Origin of the sequence: Enterovirga aerilata, from assembly GCF_013044135.1 — a bacterium.
GTDB lineage: Bacteria > Pseudomonadota > Alphaproteobacteria > Rhizobiales > Beijerinckiaceae > Enterovirga > Enterovirga aerilata.
The window spans coordinates 243,048-263,098 of the sequence record NZ_JABEPP010000004.1 but is presented as its reverse complement, the minus strand read 5'-3'; the positions used below and the strand labels follow the sequence as shown (position 1 = coordinate 263,098).

Annotated in this window: 17 protein-coding genes; 16 read left to right on the top strand and 1 reads right to left on the bottom strand. The window is 62.4% G+C overall.

Annotated features, from left to right (window positions below; all coding sequences use genetic code 11):
• Positions 1-2 precede the first annotated feature (2 nt).
• The 5 genes from HJG44_RS15215 to HJG44_RS15195 all read left to right on the top strand — a co-directional run bounded on the left by HJG44_RS15215 (position 3) and on the right by HJG44_RS15195 (position 6,252).
• On the top strand, positions 3-1,601 hold the full coding sequence (locus HJG44_RS15215) for an acyl-CoA carboxylase subunit beta (protein ID WP_171219235.1): 1,599 nt from the start codon (positions 3-5) through the stop codon (positions 1,599-1,601).
• 9 nt (positions 1,602-1,610) lie between these two features.
• Positions 1,611-2,408 carry a crotonase/enoyl-CoA hydratase family protein gene (locus HJG44_RS15210; RefSeq protein ID WP_171219234.1) on the top strand — a complete coding sequence of 266 codons (798 nt, stop codon included), beginning with the start codon at positions 1,611-1,613 and terminating at the stop codon, positions 2,406-2,408.
• A complete protein-coding gene (locus HJG44_RS15205; RefSeq protein WP_246736275.1) occupies positions 2,405-4,408 on the top strand; it encodes an acetyl/propionyl/methylcrotonyl-CoA carboxylase subunit alpha in 2,004 nt (667 codons plus the stop codon). The genes HJG44_RS15210 and HJG44_RS15205 overlap by 4 nt, the downstream gene beginning before the upstream one ends.
• Positions 4,405-5,571, top strand: a complete 1,167-nt coding sequence (locus tag HJG44_RS15200; protein ID WP_171219232.1) for an acyl-CoA dehydrogenase family protein — start codon at positions 4,405-4,407, stop codon at positions 5,569-5,571. The genes HJG44_RS15205 and HJG44_RS15200 overlap by 4 nt, the downstream gene beginning before the upstream one ends.
• A 75-nt stretch (positions 5,572-5,646) precedes the next feature.
• Positions 5,647-6,252 carry a biotin transporter BioY gene (locus HJG44_RS15195; RefSeq protein WP_171219231.1) on the top strand — a complete coding sequence of 202 codons (606 nt, stop codon included), beginning with the start codon at positions 5,647-5,649 and terminating at the stop codon, positions 6,250-6,252.
• Positions 6,253-6,261: 9 nt separating this feature from the next.
• Here the strand turns inward: HJG44_RS15195 and HJG44_RS15190 are convergent, their stop codons facing one another.
• Entirely contained in the window at positions 6,262-7,356 is a 1,095-nt protein-coding gene (locus HJG44_RS15190; RefSeq protein WP_171219230.1) for an IS630 family transposase, read from the bottom strand.
• Between the two features lie 302 nt (positions 7,357-7,658).
• On the opposite strand from HJG44_RS15190, the gene HJG44_RS15185 reads away from it, so the two are divergent.
• The 11 genes from HJG44_RS15185 to HJG44_RS15135 all read left to right on the top strand — a co-directional run bounded on the left by HJG44_RS15185 (position 7,659) and on the right by HJG44_RS15135 (position 20,047).
• A complete protein-coding gene (locus HJG44_RS15185; protein ID WP_171219229.1) occupies positions 7,659-8,876 on the top strand; it encodes a CaiB/BaiF CoA transferase family protein in 1,218 nt (405 codons plus the stop codon).
• Positions 8,873-10,039 (top strand): acyl-CoA dehydrogenase family protein, encoded by a 1,167-nt coding sequence (locus tag HJG44_RS15180; protein ID WP_171219228.1) that lies wholly within the window; start codon positions 8,873-8,875, stop codon positions 10,037-10,039. The genes HJG44_RS15185 and HJG44_RS15180 overlap by 4 nt, the downstream gene beginning before the upstream one ends.
• Positions 10,040-10,148: 109 nt before the next feature.
• Positions 10,149-11,003, top strand: coding sequence for an SDR family oxidoreductase (locus tag HJG44_RS15175; protein ID WP_171219227.1), 855 nt, complete (start codon positions 10,149-10,151; stop codon positions 11,001-11,003).
• A 36-nt stretch (positions 11,004-11,039) separates the two neighbouring features.
• Positions 11,040-11,849 carry an ABC transporter ATP-binding protein gene (locus HJG44_RS15170; RefSeq protein ID WP_171219226.1) on the top strand — a complete coding sequence of 270 codons (810 nt, stop codon included), beginning with the start codon at positions 11,040-11,042 and terminating at the stop codon, positions 11,847-11,849.
• On the top strand, positions 11,842-13,761 hold the full coding sequence (locus tag HJG44_RS15165; RefSeq protein ID WP_171219225.1) for an AMP-dependent synthetase/ligase: 1,920 nt from the start codon (positions 11,842-11,844) through the stop codon (positions 13,759-13,761). The genes HJG44_RS15170 and HJG44_RS15165 overlap by 8 nt, the downstream gene beginning before the upstream one ends.
• Positions 13,762-14,649: an ABC transporter permease subunit gene (locus tag HJG44_RS15160; protein WP_171219224.1), complete on the top strand. Its 888-nt coding sequence runs from the start codon at positions 13,762-13,764 to the stop codon at positions 14,647-14,649.
• On the top strand, positions 14,621-15,727 hold the full coding sequence (locus HJG44_RS15155; protein ID WP_246736273.1) for a branched-chain amino acid ABC transporter permease: 1,107 nt from the start codon (positions 14,621-14,623) through the stop codon (positions 15,725-15,727). The genes HJG44_RS15160 and HJG44_RS15155 overlap by 29 nt, the downstream gene beginning before the upstream one ends.
• 7 nt (positions 15,728-15,734) lie before the next feature.
• Complete coding sequence (locus HJG44_RS15150) at positions 15,735-16,553, top strand: ABC transporter ATP-binding protein (protein WP_171219223.1); 819 nt, start codon at positions 15,735-15,737, stop codon at positions 16,551-16,553.
• A 34-nt stretch (positions 16,554-16,587) separates the two neighbouring features.
• Positions 16,588-17,835 carry an ABC transporter substrate-binding protein gene (locus tag HJG44_RS15145; protein ID WP_171219222.1) on the top strand — a complete coding sequence of 416 codons (1,248 nt, stop codon included), beginning with the start codon at positions 16,588-16,590 and terminating at the stop codon, positions 17,833-17,835.
• Positions 17,836-17,926: 91 nt separating this feature from the next.
• The gene (locus tag HJG44_RS15140) at positions 17,927-19,177 is read left to right on the top strand and encodes an ABC transporter substrate-binding protein (protein ID WP_171219221.1); all 1,251 of its coding nucleotides are present in this window, start codon (positions 17,927-17,929) and stop codon (positions 19,175-19,177) included.
• A gap of 87 nt (positions 19,178-19,264) precedes the next feature.
• Positions 19,265-20,047 carry an enoyl-CoA hydratase-related protein gene (locus HJG44_RS15135; protein WP_171219220.1) on the top strand — a complete coding sequence of 261 codons (783 nt, stop codon included), beginning with the start codon at positions 19,265-19,267 and terminating at the stop codon, positions 20,045-20,047.
• Positions 20,048-20,051: the final 4 nt, after the last annotated feature.

The following is a 20,051-nucleotide window of genomic DNA, read 5'->3' as shown; positions in this document are numbered from 1 at the left end:
TCATGGCTGAACTCACATCGGCCATATTGGCCGGCTCGGAAACCTTCAGGGGCAATCACGCTGCACAGACAGCCCGCGTCGAGACATTGCGTGCGCGGATCGCCGCAGCAACCGCAGGCGGGCGCCCCGACATGGTCGAACGCCACCGCAGCCGCGGCAAGCTTCTGGTCCGCGAACGAATCGACCTGCTGGTGGATCCAGGCACCGCCTTCATGGAGCTTTCTTCGCTGGCGGCCCACGGACAATACGGCGGAGACGTGCCCGGCGCCGGGATCGTCACGGGCATTGGCATCGTGCACGGCCTGCCTTGCATGGTGATCGCCAACGACGCCACGGTGAAAGGTGGATCATTTTACCACGAAACCGTCAAGAAGCACATCCGCGCCCAGGAGATCGCGGCGGAAAACCGTCTGCCCTGCCTTTACCTCGTTGATTGCGGCGGCGCCTACCTGCCCGAGCAGGACAGGGTCTTCCCCGATGCCCGGCATTTCGGCAATTCCTTTTACCGCCAGACCAATATGTCGGCCTCCGGCCTGCCGCAGATCTCGACCGTCTTCGGCGGCTGCACGGCGGGAGGTGCCTACATTCCGGCGCTCTCGGACGAGGTCATCATGGTCCGCGGCAATGGGCGCATCCATCTCGGCGGCCCTTCCATCGTCAAGGTGGCGATCAATGAAGAGGTGGACGGCGAAACGCTGGGCGGGGCCGAGATGCATACCCGCATCTCGGGCGTCAACGACCATCTGGCCGAAGACGAATATCATGCGCTGGCGCTGATGCGCGACATCGTCGGAAATCTGGGCCTCACGCGACCGATGGCCCCGGATGCACCCGCCGCCGCGCCCCTGCACGATCCCGAAGAGCTGTTGGGGGTTATCAGCGCCGATCGCAAGCAGCCCTATGATGTACGAGAGCTTCTGCTGCGCATGATCGACGCGGGCGAGTTCCGCGAATTCAAGCCGAGTTGGGGCGAGACGCTTGTCTGCGGCACCGCCCGCATCCACGGCTACCGCGTCGGAATCCTCGGCAACAACGGCGCGCTTCTCTCCGACAGCTCGCTGAAGGGCGCGCATTTCGTGTCGATGTGCGACCAGCGCAACATTCCGCTTCTGTTCCTGCACAACATTTCCGGCTTCATGGTCGGCACCGAGGCCGAGCGCGGCGGCATCGCCAAGAATAGCGCCAAGCTGGTCTACGCCATGTCGGTGGCCAAGGTGCCCCGGCTGTCGGTCATCGTGGGCGGCTCCTACGGGGCCGGCAACTACGGCATGTGCGGGCGGGGGTTCGCGCCGCGCTTTCTCTTCTCATGGCCCACAGCGGAGTTGGCCACCATGTCGGCCGACATCGCCTCGAATGTGATGCTGGAACTGCGTCGCGGGAAGGGCGGAGACCCCGCGAAAGTGCAGGCCGATCTGGAACGGATCGAGGCCGAGGTGCGCGCGCAATATGCCAAACAGTCCGACCCCTATTACGCCACCTCGCGGCTCTGGGACGACGGGCTGATCGAGCCTGGCCAGACCCGCGACATCCTGGGCCTGTGCCTGGCCATCGTGAGCTCGGTCCCGGATGCGGGGCGTCACACGCCCGTCTTCAGAATGTAAGGATAGGCAATGATTTACGATCGCCATGAAACGCTGCGGATCGACGTGGACGCGCGCGGCGTCGCCACCGTGATCCTCAATCGCCCCGACAAGCACAATTCGCTCAACGCGGCGCTGATCTCGGAACTCGCCGATGCGGCGGCGGCGCTTACCGAGGACAAGGCGGTGCGCATCGTGGTGCTGACCGGGGCGGGCAAGAGCTTCTGCGCGGGGGGCGACTTCAACTGGTTCGCCTCGAACGTGCAAAAGAGCCGCGCGGAACGGGTGGAACAGAGTGCCACGCTCGCTCGGCTCTTGCGCCGGCTCGACACGCTGCCCAAGCCGCTGATCGGGCGGATCAACGGGGCGGCCTATGGCGGGGGCGTGGGCATGATCTCGGTCTGCGACTACACGATCGGCGCCGAGGGCGCGAAATTCGGCCTAACCGAGGTGGGGCTCGGCCTCCTGCCCGCGAACATCTCGCCTTACGTCGTGGCCCGCATCGGCGCGGCGGCCTCGCGCGAAACGATGCTCTCGGGCGCGCTCTTCGACACCGCGCGAGCCGAGCGGATCGGGCTTTTGACCGAGGTGGTGGCCCCCGAGGCGCTGGACGAGGCGGTGGAGCGCGTTGTTTGTGCCCATCTGCAGGCCGCGCCCGGCGCAGTGGCCGACACCAAGCGGCTGATCGCCTATGTCGCGAGCCATGCGCTCGAAGACAGCATGATCTATACCGCCGACCGTCTCGCCGACGCCTGGGAGACCGAGGAAGGCATTGAGGGGATCAACAGCTTCCTGAACAAGGGCACGCCCTCATGGCGGGTGAGTTGAGCTTCACCCGCGTCCTGATCGCCAACCGGGGCGAGATCGCCCGCCGGATCCAGCGCGCCTGCCGGAAGCTGGGGCTGGAAAGCGTGGCCGTCTTCTCCGAGGCTGACCGCGACGCGCCCTTCGTGGCCGAGGCCAGTCACGCCGTCTGCATCGGCCCGGCCGCCCCGGCGGAAAGCTACCTGAACATCGACGCCATCCTTGAGGCGGCCCGCGCCACCGGGGCAGGCGCCATTCATCCAGGCTATGGATTTCTGTCGGAGAATGCCGAATTCGCTGCGCGCGTGGAAGAAGCCGGATTGGTCTTCATCGGGCCTTCGTCCGAGGCCATTGCGCGTATGGGATCGAAGATCGAGGCCAAGGCCGCGGCCGAGGCCGCCGGCGTGCCGGTGCTGCCCGGCTATCGCGGCGCCGACCAGTCCGACGACCGGCTTCTCAAGGAGGCGCAGGCGCTCGGCGTGCCCTTCCTGGTCAAGGCCAGCGCCGGCGGAGGCGGGCGCGGAATGCGGCTTGTCACCGATCCCGGCGCAGCAGGCGAGGCCATCGCCGCCGCGCGGGCCGAGGCGAAGGGCGCCTTTGGCGATCCGACGGTGTTCCTGGAGCGCTACGCGCCGCGCGCCCGCCACGTCGAGGTGCAGGTTCTGGGCGACGCGCATGGCCATGTGCTGCATCTGGGCGACCGCGACTGCTCGCTCCAGCGCAACCACCAGAAGCTGATCGAGGAAGCGCCCTCCCCGGATATCCCCGACGCTTTGCGCTCGGCCATGCGCGATGCCGCCGTCCGGCTGGCGCGGGCCATTGGCTACCGCTCGGCGGGCACGGTGGAATATCTGTACGACCCCGCGCGGGCCGAATTCTATTTTCTGGAGATGAACACCCGGCTTCAGGTGGAGCATCCCGTGACCGAGGCGGTTACCGGGCTCGATCTTGTGGAATGGCAGCTGCGTATCGCGCGTGGCGAGGCGCTGGGGTTCGCGCAGGAGGACGTTTCGTTTGACGGCCACGCTATCGAGGTCCGCGTTGCCGCCGAGAACCCGGCCGAGAATTTCCGCCCCGAAACCGGCACGATCACGCTCTGGGCGCCACCGGGAACCGTGCGGCTTGACAGCGGGGTGGAAGAGGGATCGGTCGTGGGACATCACTACGATTCGATGCTTGCCAAGTTGATCGTCCACGGTGCGGACCGTGACGAGGCGATCCGCAAGGCGGTCGCGGCGCTCGATGACTTTGCGGTCGGCGGAGTGGGAGTGAACCTGGCGTTTCAGCGAGCGCTGATTACGCATCCCGACTTCGTCGCCGTGGCGCACTATACCGCCAGTCTGGCCGAGATGTTCCCCTGCGGCTGGACCGCCCCCGTACCCGACGACGAAACCCGCGCTCTGGCCGCGCTGGCCCTGCACCTGCATCTTGCCCCCACGCTAGACACTCCCTGGCAGAGCCTCGGCGCCTGGCGGCTGACCGGCGCTGCGGGGCGGCCGGGCGCGGCCTGCTACTGGAGCGATGACGCCGATGCTCCAATTGAAGTCGCGGGGCAGGGCGCGCGGCTAGAGGTGATAATGCCCGACGGCACCGCCCTTGGCGTCGAGGCTGCGCGCCTGACCGCCCAGCGTCTGAGCGGGCGGATGGACGGCGCGCCCTTCGCCCGCCAAGCCCATGTGCTGCGGTCGGGCGACCGCTGGCAGGTGCATCTTCTCGCGCCAGATGGCATGACGATGGTGCCACTTCGCACGCTCGAGGACCGGCACCTGCAACGCGCCTCCGGCGCCGCCGGCGGTGCCGACACGCTGAGAGCTCCCATGCCCGGCGCAGTGGTCGAGATCCGCGTGGCCCCCGGCGAGCGGGTGAGCAAGGGCGAGACGCTGGTGGTGCTCGAAGCGATGAAACTCTTGCAAAGCCTGCCCGCGCCCGTCGCGGGCCTAGTAGCCGAGATCTGCTGCGCGCCGGGCGACACGGTCGCCGGCGGCGCGCCCCTGGTGAGACTCGATCCGGAGGACAAGACATGACCCGACATGAGACCGTCGACGCGGCCACCGGCCCGTTCAGCGAGGATCTCGAATTGATCCGCGCTCAGCTGCGGCGCTTCATCGAGACCGAGGTGAAGCCCAAGGGCGAAGCCTGGGAAGAGGCAGGCATGGTCCCGCGCGAGGTGCTGCGCCAGATGGGCGCGCTCGGCGTTCTCGGCATGCGCTATGACGAAGAGTATGGCGGCGCCGGGCTCGACGTTATGTCGAGCGTGATGCTGGCCGAGGAAGTCGGCCGGTCCACCTTCGGCGGCTTTTCGGCCACGGTGCTGGTGCATACCGACATGGCCTCGCCGCATCTGGAGAACGCCGGCACACCCGAGCAGAAGGTGCGCTGGATGCCCGGCATCACCGCGGGCGAGACGATCACCGCCGTCGCCGTGACCGAACCCGGCGCCGGCTCGGACGTGGCCGGCATGCGCACTCGCGCGGTGCAGGACGGGTCCGACTGGGTGCTCAATGGCACAAAGATGTTCATCACCAATGGCGTCCATGCGGATCTTTACTTCGTCGGCGCCAAGACCGATCCCGACGCCAAGGGCTCGCGCGGGATCACCATGTTCGCAATCGAGAAGGGCACGAAGGGCTTTTCCGTGGGCCGCGCGCTGAACAAGACCGGCTGGCTCTGCTCCGACACGGCCGAGCTGATTTTCGACGAGGTGCGGGTGCCGGCCGAGAACGTGCTGGGCGAGGTCAACAGGGGCTTCTACTCGGTGATGAAGAACTTCCAGAACGAACGCATCGTTCTGGGCGCGATGGCCTGCGCCGAGGCGCAGACCGCGCTCGACATGACCGTGGCCTATGTCAAGCAGCGCAAGGCTTTCGGCGGCGTTTTGTGGAACAAGCAGGTCGTCCGACAGCGTCTTGCGGACTGCCGGACACGGATCGAGGCGGGCCGGCAACTCGTCTATCACGCCGCGCGGCTCGACGCGGCTGGCGTCGAATGCGTGCGCGAGGTGTCGATGGTGAAGGCTTATTGCGGCGAGCTGGTCAACAGCGTGCTCTATGATTGCGTGCAGTTCCATGGCGGCATGGGCTACATGCGCGAAACCCCGGTCGAGCGCATGTCGCGCGACGTTCGTGTACAGGCTATCGGCGGGGGGGCGACCGAGGTGATGCTCGAAGAAGTCGCCAAGCGCATGTGAATCGCCAGTTGAGCCCCAACCTCTGAAAGAAAACTCTCTAAGATCCCAGTCCAAAGCATGAATGGAGCCAGCAAGATGTATATCAAGAGGACATTTGTGGAACGGAATATCGTCGCAACATTGCTCGGCGAGGCGCTTATCCTGATCGCCGGTACGATACTTCTGACGGCGTCTGCGAAGGCGCAAGTTCCTTTCTATCCAGTTCCGATGAGCTTGCAGACCCTGGTGGTCGTCGGGCTTGGCCTGTTCCTCGGGCCTGTCCGCGGTTCTGGCATTGTCATTGCCTATATCCTGCAGGGGCTGGCAGGCTTTCCGGTCTTCGCGGGCACGCCACCGGCGCCTTCTGGCCTGGCATATGTTGCCGGGCCGACGGGCGGCTACCTTGCGGGCTTTGCGATTTCGGCCTTTGTGGCTGGATGGCTGGCAAGAAAAGGATATGCCAAGACAATCCCGGGCGCGGTCACTGTTGCCGTCGTCGCAACTGCGCTGATCTACGCTCCAGGGCTTGCATGGCTGGGTGTCTTCACCGGCTATGGGGAGCGCCTCCTCACGGCCGGCTTCTATCCGTTTCTGTTGGGTGACTTGGTCAAATCGGCCATCGCCGGTCTGCTCTTCATTGCCGCATCCACGGTCGTTCCGGGACTTGGACACAAATCGGGAAGAAAGCCGGAGAAGAAATAATGGATACCCCTACGCCCTGAGAACCCGAAAATCGGCAGGGTCTATGACGCGGAAGTTGTCGGTGACCGAATCGCAGAAGACGGCCCAGTTTTTTGGCACCTCCTCGCGCAGGAAATGTAGAACGGATCGGCAGAAGTCATTGTAGGTCGCGTGGGAGCGGTTGTGGGTCACGTGGCGATGCATCAATCCCCACAAGCGCTCGATCGGGTCGAGGTGCGGGCAGTAGCTTGGAATGTAATGCAGCTTGATCCGGCAGCCAGGCCGCGCCAGCCATTGCTGAACGAGGACAGCGTGATGGTACCTGGCATTGTCGAGAAAGACGTGAATGAGCCGCTTGGTGGGATACATCAACGCGATCGCCATCAACAGCGCGATCGTGCTCAAGGCGTCAACCGTCGTCGCTTCGATCATGCGGGTCGCGCCCGTTTCCAGATCGATGGCGCCATGAATGTTCAAGCGTTGCCGCCCGCTGGTCTGTTCGAGCGCAACCTTGGCGTCCCTCGGCGCCCAACAGCCCGCCGGCCGCACCTCGTGCGTGGGATGCACGGCATCGGCAAACAGCACGGCTTCATCGTCGCCGAGCGTGTTGAGCAGATTGTCATAGGCCTCGATAAAGGCCTGTTGCTTCGCGGGATCGAGCTTGCGCGGCAGCACCTGGGGCTTGCGATATTCCATCTCCAGCCGCGCCAGCAGCTTGACCAGTGCGGAACGCGTGTAGCTCACGCCATAGGACTTCTCGATCCACTCCCCCACCGTGGCGGTCGTGCGCGGCAGCGTTTGCGCCACCCAGTCTTGCAACGCCTCCTGTTGCGCCGCCGTCAGTTCGCAGGCGCGGCCTTTGTAGCCGAAATCGGTGAGCCAACTCAGGCCTTTCTCGCCATACAATTTGTACCAATAGCGGATCGTGTCATCGTCCAGGTAGAGAACCTTCGCGATCGCCTCGCAGCTCATACCATCGTCGAGCAGCAACAGCGCGTTGGCGCGTCGTGTCAGGCGCGTCTCGGCCTTCCCATCCCGCACCAGCGCGATCAGGTCCGCCCGGATGTCTGCATCAAGAAAGCCGCCGCGAATCATGCCGCCAACAAGAATCGCTTCCCGGCTCACCCGCAAGCCATTTTTCGCCCATCTGGGGAATCGATGTAGAGCATCCCTTCTCGGCCGCGAACGATGCGGACACCAAAGACGGTGTCCGCGTTTCGAGGGCGATGCCTTTCGCCTTGTGTCGTCCTGGCCGAAATGCCCGCACACAGCTGCATTCCGCCGGCGACGTGACCTGTCGAGGAAACGGGCAATCCTGTACTTGTCGCTTCGTGCCGCCTTTCTTGCGGCCTTCGCGTAGACTCCCTCCTTCAAATCTAACATATGTTAGATTATGCTGGCTGCCGTGACGACCAGGGAGGGCTGACATGGCGATGCCGCTCGGCGATATTCGGATCATTGAACTTGGCCATGTGATCGCAGGGCCGCTGGCGGCAGCACTCCTTTCGGATTTCGGTGCCGAGGTGATCAAGATCGAAGCCCCCGGCCGGGGCGACATGATGCGCGAACTGGGCCCGAAGGCGCAGGACGGGGTCGGCGTCTGGTGGAAGACGCTTGCCCGCAACAAGCGAATCCTCGCGCTCGACTGGAAGAGCGATCCCGGGCGCGAGGTCCTGGAAAAGCTGGTCGAAAGCGCGGATGTTCTGGTGGAAAATTTCCGTCCCGGCGTGCTCGAGCGAGCGGGGATCGGGCCAGAGGTCCTGCATCAATGGAACCCCGACCTGGTGATCTTACGGGTTTCGGGCTACGGACAGGATGGGCCGATGCGCAAGACGCCGGCCTTCGGGCGCGCCGCCGAGGCAATGAGCGGTCTGGCGCACCTCACGGGCTTCGCCGATGGCTCGCCCATGCATCCCGGGTTCCCGGCCGCCGACAGCACGACTGGGTTGATGGGAGCCCTGGGCGTCATGATCGCTCTTTTCGCCCGCGAGAGGGGCACGGTTCGCGGTCAGGTCATTGATCTGGCGGTATTCGAAGCCCTGTTACGGCTGATCGATTATCATATTCCCGTTCTGACCGGAGCAGGCGTCTCGCCGATGCGCAACGGGCTGCGTCAGCCGATGGATTTTGCGCCGGGTGGCACATTCCGCACCAAGGACGGTGTCTGGGTGACCGTCTCGGCCGGGGGCGCGGAGACGGCCAGACGGCTGTTGCGCGCGGTGGGCGGGGACAGTTTTGCCGAGGATCCGCGTTTTGCCACGATGGAGGGAATCTCGGCGCATATGAGCGAGATCTTTGACCGGCTCAACGAATTCGTCACCGCAAGGGAATTTTCCGAGGTCGAGGCGGAATTCGCACGCCACGATGCGGTGGCTGCGCCGGTGTTGAGTGCCCGGGATATCGTGGCCCATCCCCAGATCGCCCATCGCGGTGACATCGTTTCGGTCGAAGGCGATGTGACGAAGGTGGTGGGCCCGGTGCCTCATCTGAGTGATACGCCGGGCAGCGTTTCCTGGTTGGGTCGGGGGCCCGGCGCGGATACCGCCGCGATCATGCAGGAGCTCGGCTATGACAAGGCGGCCATCGAAGGGTTGGCGAAGGCAGGTCTGATCGCAATTGGTCCTGCCGGGGAGGAAATGCTATGAGTTTCAGGCTGACCGAACAGCAGCAGGGCATCCGCGATACGATCCTGAGGATCTGCGTGGAGTTCGACGACGCGTACTGGCTCGAACGCGACCGCAACGGTGGCTTTCCGCATGAACTGCACAGGGCGATGGCAGAAGGCGGTTGGCTGGGAATCGCCATGCCGGAGGAATATGGAGGCGCCGGTCTCGGGATCACCGAGGCCACGATCATGATGCAGGCCATCGCTGAATCTGGCGGCGGAGCTAGCGCGGCCTCGGCCGTTCATATGAACATCTTCGGGCTGAACCCGGTCGTGGTCTTCGGCAGCGCGGAGCAAAAGGCACGGATGCTGCCGCCGCTGATCGATGGGCGCGAAAAGGCCTGTTTCGGCGTCACCGAGCCGACGACCGGCCTCGACACGACCAGGCTCAAGACGCGCGCGGTTCGACAGGGGGACCGCTATGTCGTCCACGGCCAGAAAGTCTGGATTTCCACCGCGCAGGTGGCCAACAAGATCCTGCTTCTGGCGCGCACGACGCCGCTCGAGGAGGTGGCAAAACCGACCGAGGGCCTGTCGCTCTTCTATACCGATCTGGACCGGACCTTCGTCGATGTGCGCGAGATCGAGAAGATGGGCCGCAAGGCGGTCGACTCGAACGAACTGTTCATCGATGGGCTGCCGATCCCGGCAGAGGACCTGATCGGCGAGGAAGGACAGGGTTTCAGGCAGATCCTGCACGGGCTCAATCCCGAGCGCATCCTTGTCGCCGGGGAATGCGTGGGCATTGCCCGGATCGCTCTAAAACGCGCCGCCGCCTATGCCAAGGAGCGCCAGGTTTTCGGACGCCCGATCGGACAGAACCAGGGGGTGCAGCACCCGCTTGCCAAGGCCTGGGCGAAGGTCGAGGCTGCGAACCTGATGGTGATGCATGCCGCGGCGCTCTACGACGCGGGCGAGCCGTGCGGGGTCGAGGCCAATGCCGCCAAGTTGCTGGCGGCCGAAGCCGCGGTCGAGGCGACGCAAACGGCGCAGATGACATTTGGCGGCTTCGGCTACGCCAAGGAGTATCACATCGAGAGACTGGTGCGCGAAGCGCTTCTCTTTCACATCGTGCCGGTCACGCCGCAGATGCTGATGTCGTTCATCGCCGAGAAGGCGCTGGGTCTGCCCAAATCCTACTGAAATCTCGGAGCGAAGCCGTTCCAGAGTCGGGGGTTGCCTAGTTTTCTAACGTGCGTTAGGTTTGGTCAGATCAAGGACAACAGTCCGATCCGCTTTGGGAGGAACGTCAATGCCGGAAGCCGGTTACGGGTTTTCCCGTGAACGACTGCGCGATCATCCAACGGTCTATGTTGATGGGCTGTTTTCGGGAAAAACCGTTGTCGTGACCGGCGCGGGAGGCGGGCTGGGCCTGGCGATCGCCACCCTGTTCGCACGGCTCGGGGCCGATCTGGCCATCAACGGGCGGAACCCGGAAAAGCTCGAAGAAGCCGCGAAGTTCCTGCGTGGCTTTGGCGGCCAGGTGCTCGCTCGTCCCATGACCATCCGGGATCCCGAACAAGTGCAGAATTTCGTCGATGGAGTCGGCGATCATTTCGGCGGGTTCGACATTCTGGTGAACAATGCGGGCGGACAGTTTCCGCAGCCCGCCCTTGACTACACGCCGAAAGGCTGGAACGCCGTCATCGACACCAACCTCAATGGCACCTGGTGGATGATGCAGGCTGCGGCCCGGAACTGGGTCAAGGCCGGGCGTCCCGGCGCCATCGTGAGCATTGTCGCGGATATCTGGCGCGGGATGCCTGGTATCGCACATAGCTGCGCCGCGCGCGCCGGGGTCATCTACCTGTCCAAATCGGTGGCCGTCGAATGGGCGCCGCACGATATCCGCGTCAACTGCGTGGCGCCGGGATGCTGCGAAAGCACCGGGTTTGCGCGATATCCCGAGGAGGGAGCGGCGACGTTTGAGGAGTCGAACCCGATGCGTCACGCCGGCGACGAATGGGATGTCGCCGAGGCGGTGGTCTATTTGGCCGCACCCTCCGGCAAGTTCGTAACTGGCGAAGTGCTCAACGTGGACGGCGGGCAGCAGCTGTGGGGTGATCCCTGGCCGACAGGCCGGCCCGACTATTTCCGTATCGCGTGATACCAGAACAAGAGCTTCGACGGCGATATGAATGAAATGACAAACAATTACACTCGAGAGCAACAACATGCCAAAGCTCCTCCCGTATTGGAGTGCCGCGGGATCGAACGTCGATTCGGCGGTATTGTTGCCGTTAGCGGCGTGGACTTCAGTATTCATAAGGGCGAAATATTTGGCCTCGTCGGACCGAACGGGAGCGGGAAGACGACGGTGACCAATGCGATCACCGGGTTCTATCCGCCGAACAAAGGCTCGATATGTCTCGATGGCAAGGACATCACGGGCACCGCGCCTCACAAGGTGGCCAAGCTTGGCGTCGCCCGGACCTTTCAGAACCTCGCGCTTTTCAACGGCATGAGCGTGCTCGAGAACATTCTTTTGGGGCGCCACATCCACATGAAGCCCGGAGTTCTTCCCACTGCGCTGTATTGGTGGGTGGCGCGACCGAGCGAGATCAGGAACCGCGAAGTGGTAGAGGAGGTGATCGAATTTCTCCAGCTCGAAAGCATCCGCAACGAGCTCGTGGACGGGATTCCAATCGGCCTCAAGAAGCGTGTGGAACTGGCACGGGCACTGGTCGCCGAACCCCATCTTCTCATTCTCGACGAGCCCATGGCCGGGATGAACCAAGAGGAGAAGGGGTACATGGCCCGTTTCATTCTCGACGCGAGAGCTGAACGGGGCATAAGCGTCCTGCTGATCGAGCACCACATGGACGTCATTACCGGCATCTGCGACCGGATGCTGGCGCTCAATTATGGCGAGATGATCGCCAGCGGGATTCCGAAGGAGGTCGTCAAGGATCCGCGCGTCGTTGAGGCGTATATCGGGGGCGCCCATGGCTGAGAACACACAAAGCCCGACGGTCGCGGGTGAAACCATTGCCTCGGTTCTGATGCGGAACGCGTCCGAACACGGCAGCGACATCGCATTGCGTGAAAAAGAGCGTGGGATCTGGAAGGCAACCACCTGGGCTGAATACACGGAAGAGGTGCTGGCCTGCGCGGCCGGCCTCGACGGGCTCGGCCTGAAGCCGGGGGACGCGGTGCTCATTCTCGGCGACAATCGTGTACGCCTCTATTGCGGAATGCTGGCGCTGGCCACGCTCGGAGTTTACGCAATGCCCGCCTATCCGGGCACCACACTCGAAGAGCTCCAGCATTTCGCGGAGGAGGCGAACGTCGTAGCCGCTCTCGCCGAGGACCAGGAGCAGGTGGACAAGATATTGGAACTGCGTGACGCCGGGGCCGCGCAGTTGAAGTACATCGTGTATGACGACGGCCGGGGCCTCGGCTTCTACGAGGCGCCCGGGCTGATGTCATGGGAGCATCTCGTCGAGATCGGCAGCCACCGTCTCAACGGCGAGCCGGCGCTGCGCGAGGACTTGCTCGGCCGGGCCAAGCCCGACGATCCGGCGGTTTTCCTGCATTCGTCGGGCACGACGGGCAAGCCCAAGGGCCTTGTGCTGAGCCAGAAGAACGTGTTGGCGGCGGCGCGGAACGGCCATGCCGCCGGGGCCTTCGATTTCGGAGAGGAGGTGCTGGCCTATCTGCCGATGGCCTGGGTGGGCGATTATGCGATTACGGTAGCCGCCGCGCTTCTGCTGCGCTTCATTGTCAACGTGCCGGAACGACAGGAAACCGTGCTGCGTGATATGCGAGAAATCGCGCCGACATTTTATCTGGCCGCGCCACGCAGCTGGGACAACATCCTGACCACCATTCAGGTAGGCATCGAGAATTCGACGCCGCTGAAGAAGCGGCTTTATCACTTGTTCATCGAGCGGGCCATGGCAGCCGAGCGTCGCAAGCTCAACGGCATGAGCGCTGGCGCGTTGGAACGTATCGGCCGTTTCATCGGCGAGATTCTGATCTTCGGCCCGATCAAGGACCAGTTCGGCATGCACCGTCTTAAGAACGCCTTCACCGGCGGTGAGGCGATCGGAGAGGACACCTTCGTATTCTACCGGGCGCTCGGCATCAAGCTGCGCCAACTCTATGGTCAGACGGAGAACAGTGCCATCAACGCGATCCAGGCGCCTGATGAGGTGCGGCTCCACACCGTCGGCAAGGCTGCCCCGGGGGTCGAAGTGAAGATCGCCGACAATGGCGAAATCCTCCTGAAGTCGGACAGCGTTTTCGCCGGATACTATAACAAGCCCGAAGCTTCGGCCGAGACGCTTTCCGCTGGCTGGTTGCGTTCAGGCGATGCCGGCTACCTCGAAGACGATGGCAATCTCGTGGTGCTTGGCCGCGTTTCAGAAGTGATGCACACACAAGCCGGTGAACGCTATGTGCCAAATTATATCGAGAACCGCCTGAAGTTCAGTCCATACATAAAGGACGCGGCCGTGGTGGGCGCCGGCCGACACGAATTGACGGCAATGGTGTGCATCGATCTCGATGCCGTGGGTCACTGGGCCGAAGTGAATGGCGTACCGTATGTGTCCTATGCCGATCTGTCTCAGCGCGAAGAGGTGGCCGCGCTTCTGCGCGAAGCATTCCTGCGCGTCAACAAAGTCCTCCCCGAGCCTCTGCGGCTCAAAAGGTTTGTCAGTTTGCACAAGGAATTCGATCCCGACGACGGAGAGATCACGCGCACGCGCAAGCTGCGCCGAGCGGTGGTGGAAGACCGCTACCAGAACGTGATCGCGGCGCTTTATGACGGATCAAAGCACGTCCACGTCAGCGCCGTAGTGACCTACGAGACGGGTGAGACGGGAAGGGTCGACCGCACCCTCCCTGTTAGGGAGGTTTAGATGGAACTAGTTTTCTTGGCTGAGCTAGCGGCGAACGGAGCTCTCACGGGGTTGCTCTACTCGTTGTTCGCGATCGGCCTGGTACTGATCTACAAGGCCTCTTCCGTGCCAAACCTCGCGCAGGGCGGGCTCACCATGGTGGGAGCCTACATTGTGCTGGCGCTAGCTCGCGACATAGGGCTTCCGCTATGGGTCGCGATTCCGCTGGCTGCGGTGGTCATGTTCGGTTTCGGTATGGGGATCGAGCGGGTTGCGCTGCGCCGGCTCGCAGGCCGACCGATCGTGATGATCCTCATGATGACGCTCGGTATAGACATCTTTCTCCGCGGCACAACGCTTGCTATCTGGGGGGGTACGTCGCGCTCGGTCGAACTCGGCGTCGGCTATGACCCGCTTTTCATCGGCGACGTTCTGATCAGCCGCATCCATTTGGTTGGCGCTGCGGTGGCCCTCCTGTTGTTTGTGGTCTTCGTCCTGTTTTTCCGCAGCCGCCTGGGTATCCGTCTGCGCGCAATAGCCGACGATTACATGGCCTCATGGTCCGTCGGCATATCTGTCGAGCGTGGGGTTGGCCTGTCCTGGGGACTGGCTTCAATCGTTGCGGTGGCGGCAGGCGTCATATGGGGCGAGATTCAGGGCGTCGACCAATCGCTGTCGCTCCTGCTGCTCAAGGGATTGACAGTAGCCGTTTTAGGCGGGCTGGACAGCATATTTGGCGCGGTGCTCGCCGGACTGATTTTAGGTATCCTCGAGAATGTGGGGTCAACCTATTTGGATCCGTTTGTGGGCGGTGGCAGCCGAGACTTGATTGTGGCCGCGGTGCTCATCCTCACTGTCATGCTTCGGCCGCACGGTCTGTTTGGCCGCCAAGACATCGAAAGGGTTTGATGCGATGTTTTACCGGCTATCTGGCATCCATCATACCAACTACGTATCCGACACTCGGCTCTACAAGATCCCAGCCGACAGGAATCTCGCACTGTTCCTCCTGGCGCTCGGCCTGGCAGCTCCGTTCCTTGTCGGGTCGCTGTACCTCAACAGCTATATGTTACCTTGGCTTGTTTGGACGGCAGCGGCGCTCGGGCTCAACCTGGTGACGGGTTGGGCCGGCCAACTGCACCTCGGCTATGCGGCGGTGATGGCCGTGGGCGCGTATTCGGCTGTCCACGCGGCCAAGTACGGGTTGCCCTGGGAATTCGCGCTCCTGATCGGTGGTATCTCCGCCGCGGTTATCGGCAGCCTGTTCGCCTTCGCGGCCCTGCGGGTGAAGGGCCTCTATCTGGCTTTGACCACACTGGCGATGCAGTTCGTCATGGACTGGGTGCTGACCCATTCGCCGGCGATCTCGGGCGGCTCGCACGCTTCGCTGCAGGCGCCCACCTTCGCCCTTTTGGGCCAACGGATTACGTCAGATACAGGCCTTTACTATGTCGCCTTCGGCTGGTGTCTGCTTGTCACCATTTTTATGCTGAATCTGCGCCGTACCGGTCTGGGTCGCGCGCTGGTGGCAGTCCGCGAGAAGGACTATGCGGCGGCCATTCTCGGAGTAAACAGCTTCTACTACAAGATTGTTGCGTTCGCGACCTCCTCCTTCATCGCCGGAGTCAGCGGAGCGATCCTTGTCGCTACGTTCTTTTTCCTGGCCGCGCCCGAGCAGTTCTCGGTCGCCGTGTCGATCCAGGTTCTGGCTATGGTGATCGTTGGGGGCCTCGGCAGTATCATCGGCACCTATTTTGGTGTCGCGCTGATCCTGCTGGTGCCGGGCGTCGTCAATGGCCTCGTGGCAGAAGGCGCCGGAGCACTGGGGCTTCAACTGAATGTCGAATCGCTGGCCCACATTCCTAACGCGGTCTACGGAGCGCTCATTATCATCATCCTGATGATCGAGCCGCTGGGATTGGGCAAGCTTTATGGCAACATCCGGGACTACCTGAGGGTGTGGCCCTTTGATCAATTCAAGAAATAGGCCGGAGATGACCCAAGCTCCCGACAAAGAAGCAACCAACATCCTGTCGATGAACAGTGTAGAGGTCCTGTATGACAACGTCATGTTGGCGATCAAGGGGGTTTCCATCCAGGTACCAAAAGGAGGAATGGTAGCGCTGCTCGGGTCCAACGGGGCCGGAAAGAGCACGACGTTGAAGGCGATCAGCGGCCTTCTCAAGGCCGAGCGCGGCCGCGTCAGTCGGGGCGAGATCAGCTTCGACGGCACGGTCATCACCGGTCTTCCAGCGCAGCGGCGTGTGGAGATGGGGATTTGCCATGTGATCGAAGGCCGTCGTGTTTTCGAACACCTGACGCCCGACGAAAACCTCGAAGCGGCTGCGCCGTTGTCGATGAACCGGGCCACGCTCAAAACGGAAAAGCAGAGGATCTATGAGTATTTCCCGCGTCTCGCGGAACGAAAGAATTCTCAGGCGGGATATCTCTCGGGCGGGGAGCAGCAAATGCTGGCGATCGGCCGCGCGTTGATGACCCAGCCCCGTCTTCTGATGCTCGATGAACCGAGTCTAGGATTGGCCCCTTTCCTGGTGGCCGAGATCTTCAGCATCATCAAGAAGATCAACAAAGAAGAGAAGTTGTCTGTTTTGCTGGTCGAGCAGAATGCACTCGCGGCGCTGGAGATCGTCTCGGACGGGTATCTGATCGAGAATGGCCGCGTTGTCATGCATGATACGGCCCAGGCATTGAAAGCGAATTCAGACATTCAGGAATTCTATCTTGGGGGAGGTTCCGGAACGAATTTCCACGACATCAAACATTACAGTCGGCGCAAACGCTGGCTGAGCTGACTCGAAATGTTCCAAACGAGACCGGGAGGAGAAAATGCCGTCGATTGGAAGAACACTGGCTTTGGCCTTGCTAGCCACAGGCCTCCTTTCGGCATCCGCCAAGGCGGCGGATCCCGAGCCATTCAGGATAGGGGTTTGCTACGATCTGAGCAAGGCCTACACCTTCGCTACGCCACAGGTCTCGCAGGCGGCGCTCGATCTTGCCGATCTCGTCAACATGAAAGGCGGAATCAATGGGGCGCAGGTCGAGGTGATCGTGCGCGACCACGGCAATGAGCCGCAGCGCGGCATCGAATGCTACAGCAAGCTCAGCCGCGAGGGCGTGTTCGTTTTCGACACGCTGTCCACTCCGGTGTCGCTGGCGATCCTGCCCCGTGCAATGAAGGACCAGCGCATCCTGATGCAATCGCTTGTCGGGCGAGGCGACGCCGTCGACGGTACGGTGTTCAACTGGGTCTACCCGGTCGGACCGACCTACTGGGGCCAGGCGGCCAACGACATCGCCTATATCAAGCAGCTGCACGACGGAGATCTTTCGGATGTAAAGGTGGGCTTCGTCTACTTCGATTATCCCTTCGGCCAGGAGCCGATCGAGATCCTTAAAACACTGTCGGGTAAGGAAGGATTCGAGCTGATCCTCTATCCGGTTCCATTGCCTGGCAGCGACCAGGCGAGCGTCTGGTCCAAAGTGCGCCGAGACAAGCCTGACCACATCATCAGCTGGATGCTTGGCGGTGCGCACGTGGTTGCGTCAAAGGAAATGAAACGTAACGGCATTCCAATGGAGAAATACATCTCGGTCAACTGGCTCAACGAGGTGGACATCTCCAATATCGGCGCGGAGGCGGCGAAGGGGCTCAAGCGCGGCACGAATGTCGTGGGCGGTCAGGACATCCCACTCTACAAGGAAATCATGACCGAGCTCTACGACAAGGGCAAAGGTAATGGCCCAGTCGAAAAGACCCGGGACGTTTTCTACAATACCGGCCTTGCGATGTATTCGATCATGTTTGAAGCGGCCCGTCAGGCCGTTTCGCTGCACGGCCATCCGATCACTGCCGAGACGTACAAAGCCGGGCTGGAAGCGATCAAGAATTTCGACGCAAACGGTCTGATGGCGCCGATCACCGTGACGGCGAGTGACCATGGCGGCGGCGGCCGCACGCGCATCGAAATGTGGGACGGGGCCACATGGGTGCCGCAGACCGACTGGATCGCGGCCTATCAGGATGTCGTCTGGGAGGTTGTGAAGGAGAGTTCGTCGAAGTTCGACGGCAAGTGATGTGAAGGAGGTGGAGGCCGCACCGTGCGGCCTGTAAAGACCGGCCCGGCGGGCCGACAATGAGGAAGCGATATCCAACAGGAGGTTCGAGATGACCATCTTCAACAGAGTGACTGCCGCTGTACTGGCAGCGGCGCTGGGACTGGCAATCCAGGCAGCCGCGGCACAAGACAAGAAGCCGATCCGCTTCGGCCTTTGCTTCGATCTGAGCAAATCTTACACCTTCGTCTCGCCGCAGGTCGCGCAAGCAGCGCAGGATCTTGCCAAATACACAAACGACAACGGCGGGATAGCAGGCTATCCAGTCGAAATGATCGTGCGCGACCACGGCAACGAGCCCCAGCGCGGTGTTGAATGCTATGAACAGCTAAGGCGCGAGGGCGTGTTTCTGTTCTACTTCCTTTCGACGCCGGTGACGAATGCCCTTCTTCCACGCGCCATGAAAGATGGCAACATCGTGCTGCAGTCCTTCGTCGGAAGAGGCGACGCAGTCGATGGGAAGGTATTCGATTGGATCTTCCCGGTCGGTCCAACCTACTGGCAGCAGGCAGCCAACGACGTCGCCTTCATCAAGAAGCAGATGGGCGGCGATCTGAGGAAAGCCAAAATTGGCTTCATCTATCTTGATTACCCTTTCGGTCAGGAGCCGATCGAGATCCTCAAGACACTCTCTGAGAAGGAAGGCTTTGAGCTCAAGCTCTATCCAGTGCCGCTGCCCGGGAGCGACCAGGCGAGCGTTTGGACACAAGTTCGTCGCGACAAGCCCGATTACATGATCAGCTGGATTCTGGCCGGCGGTCACGTCGTGGCCTCGAAGGAGATGAAGCGCAATGGCTTTCCGATCGATCGCTACCTGTCGGTCAACTGGCTGAACGAGGTTGATATCAAGAATATCGGGGCCGAAGCGGCCAAGGGAATCCTGCGTGGCACCAACGTGGCCGGCGGCCAAGAGGTGCCCCTCGTCAAGACCATGCTTGAAACCTTCTACGCGAAGGGCAAAGGCAGCGGCCCGGAATCGCTTGTCCGCGACGTCTATTACAATTTGGGGTTGGCGGTCTTTTCGGTGGGTTTCGAGGCCGCCCGGCTGGCTATCGAGAAGAACGGCTCGCCGCTGACCCCCGAAAGCATGAAGGTTGGCTTTGAATCGATTAAGGATTTCGACGCCAACGGGCTCATGGCTCCGGTGACCGTGACACTTGAGGACCATGGCGGAGGCGGCAAGACCCGTGTCGAGCGGTGGGACGGCTCGACTTGGGTGCCGCTCACGGATTGGAGCGCGGACTATACCGACGTGGTGTGGAAAGTGATCAAGGAAAGCTCGTCCAAATTCACTGTCAAGTGACTTGACGGCGCGCCTGCGGGTCACGCTGACCCGCAGGCACAAGCCGGTTCACCAGTCATGCAAGGTCAATCTGCGAGGGATCGAGCGATGGAAAACAGCCCGATCGAGGTGTCCGTCGAAGGTGGCGTGGCCACTGTCCTTATCAACCGGCCTGAGCGCAAGAACGCGCTCTCGGTCGCCGCCGCGAACGGATTGGCCGATGCATGGGAGCGGATCGAGGCCGAAGCCACGGTTAGCGTTGCGATCCTGACCTCGGCCGATTGCGGTGTCTTTAGCGCCGGGCTAGACCTCAAGGAGGCGGCAGAGATCGCGCGAAACGAGGGCGTCGACATCCTTAGCAAGATGCGCGACCCCTTTCACGACACGATGCGCGCCTGTCGCAAACCGATCATTGCCGCGATGACCGGCTCTCTGATGGCTGGCGGCATGATGCTGGCGCTGAACTGCGATTTGCGGGTCGGTCTCAAAGGAACCAAGATCGGGATCACCGAAGTCAAGATCGGACGCGGCTCGCCCTGGGCCGCGCCGGCGCTGTGGATGCTGCCGCAGCCGATCCTGATGGAGATCGTGCTGACCGGCGATCTCATGCCGATCGAGCGGCTGCACGACTACGGTTTCACCAATTACCTCGAAGACACGCCTAATCTAGTTCGCGAACGGGCCCGCGACCTCGCACGTCGGATCGCCAGTGCCGCACCGCTTTCGGTAGTCGCGGCGAAGGCCAGCGTGCGCGCGACCATGAATCTGGGCTGCGCCGGCGGGCTGGAGGAGGGCAAGCGCCTGCACGAGGTGGTCTATGCCAGCCAGGATGCCATCGAGGGCCCGCGGGCCTTTGCCGAAAAACGTGCGCCCGTCTGGCAAGGCCGGTAAGGGA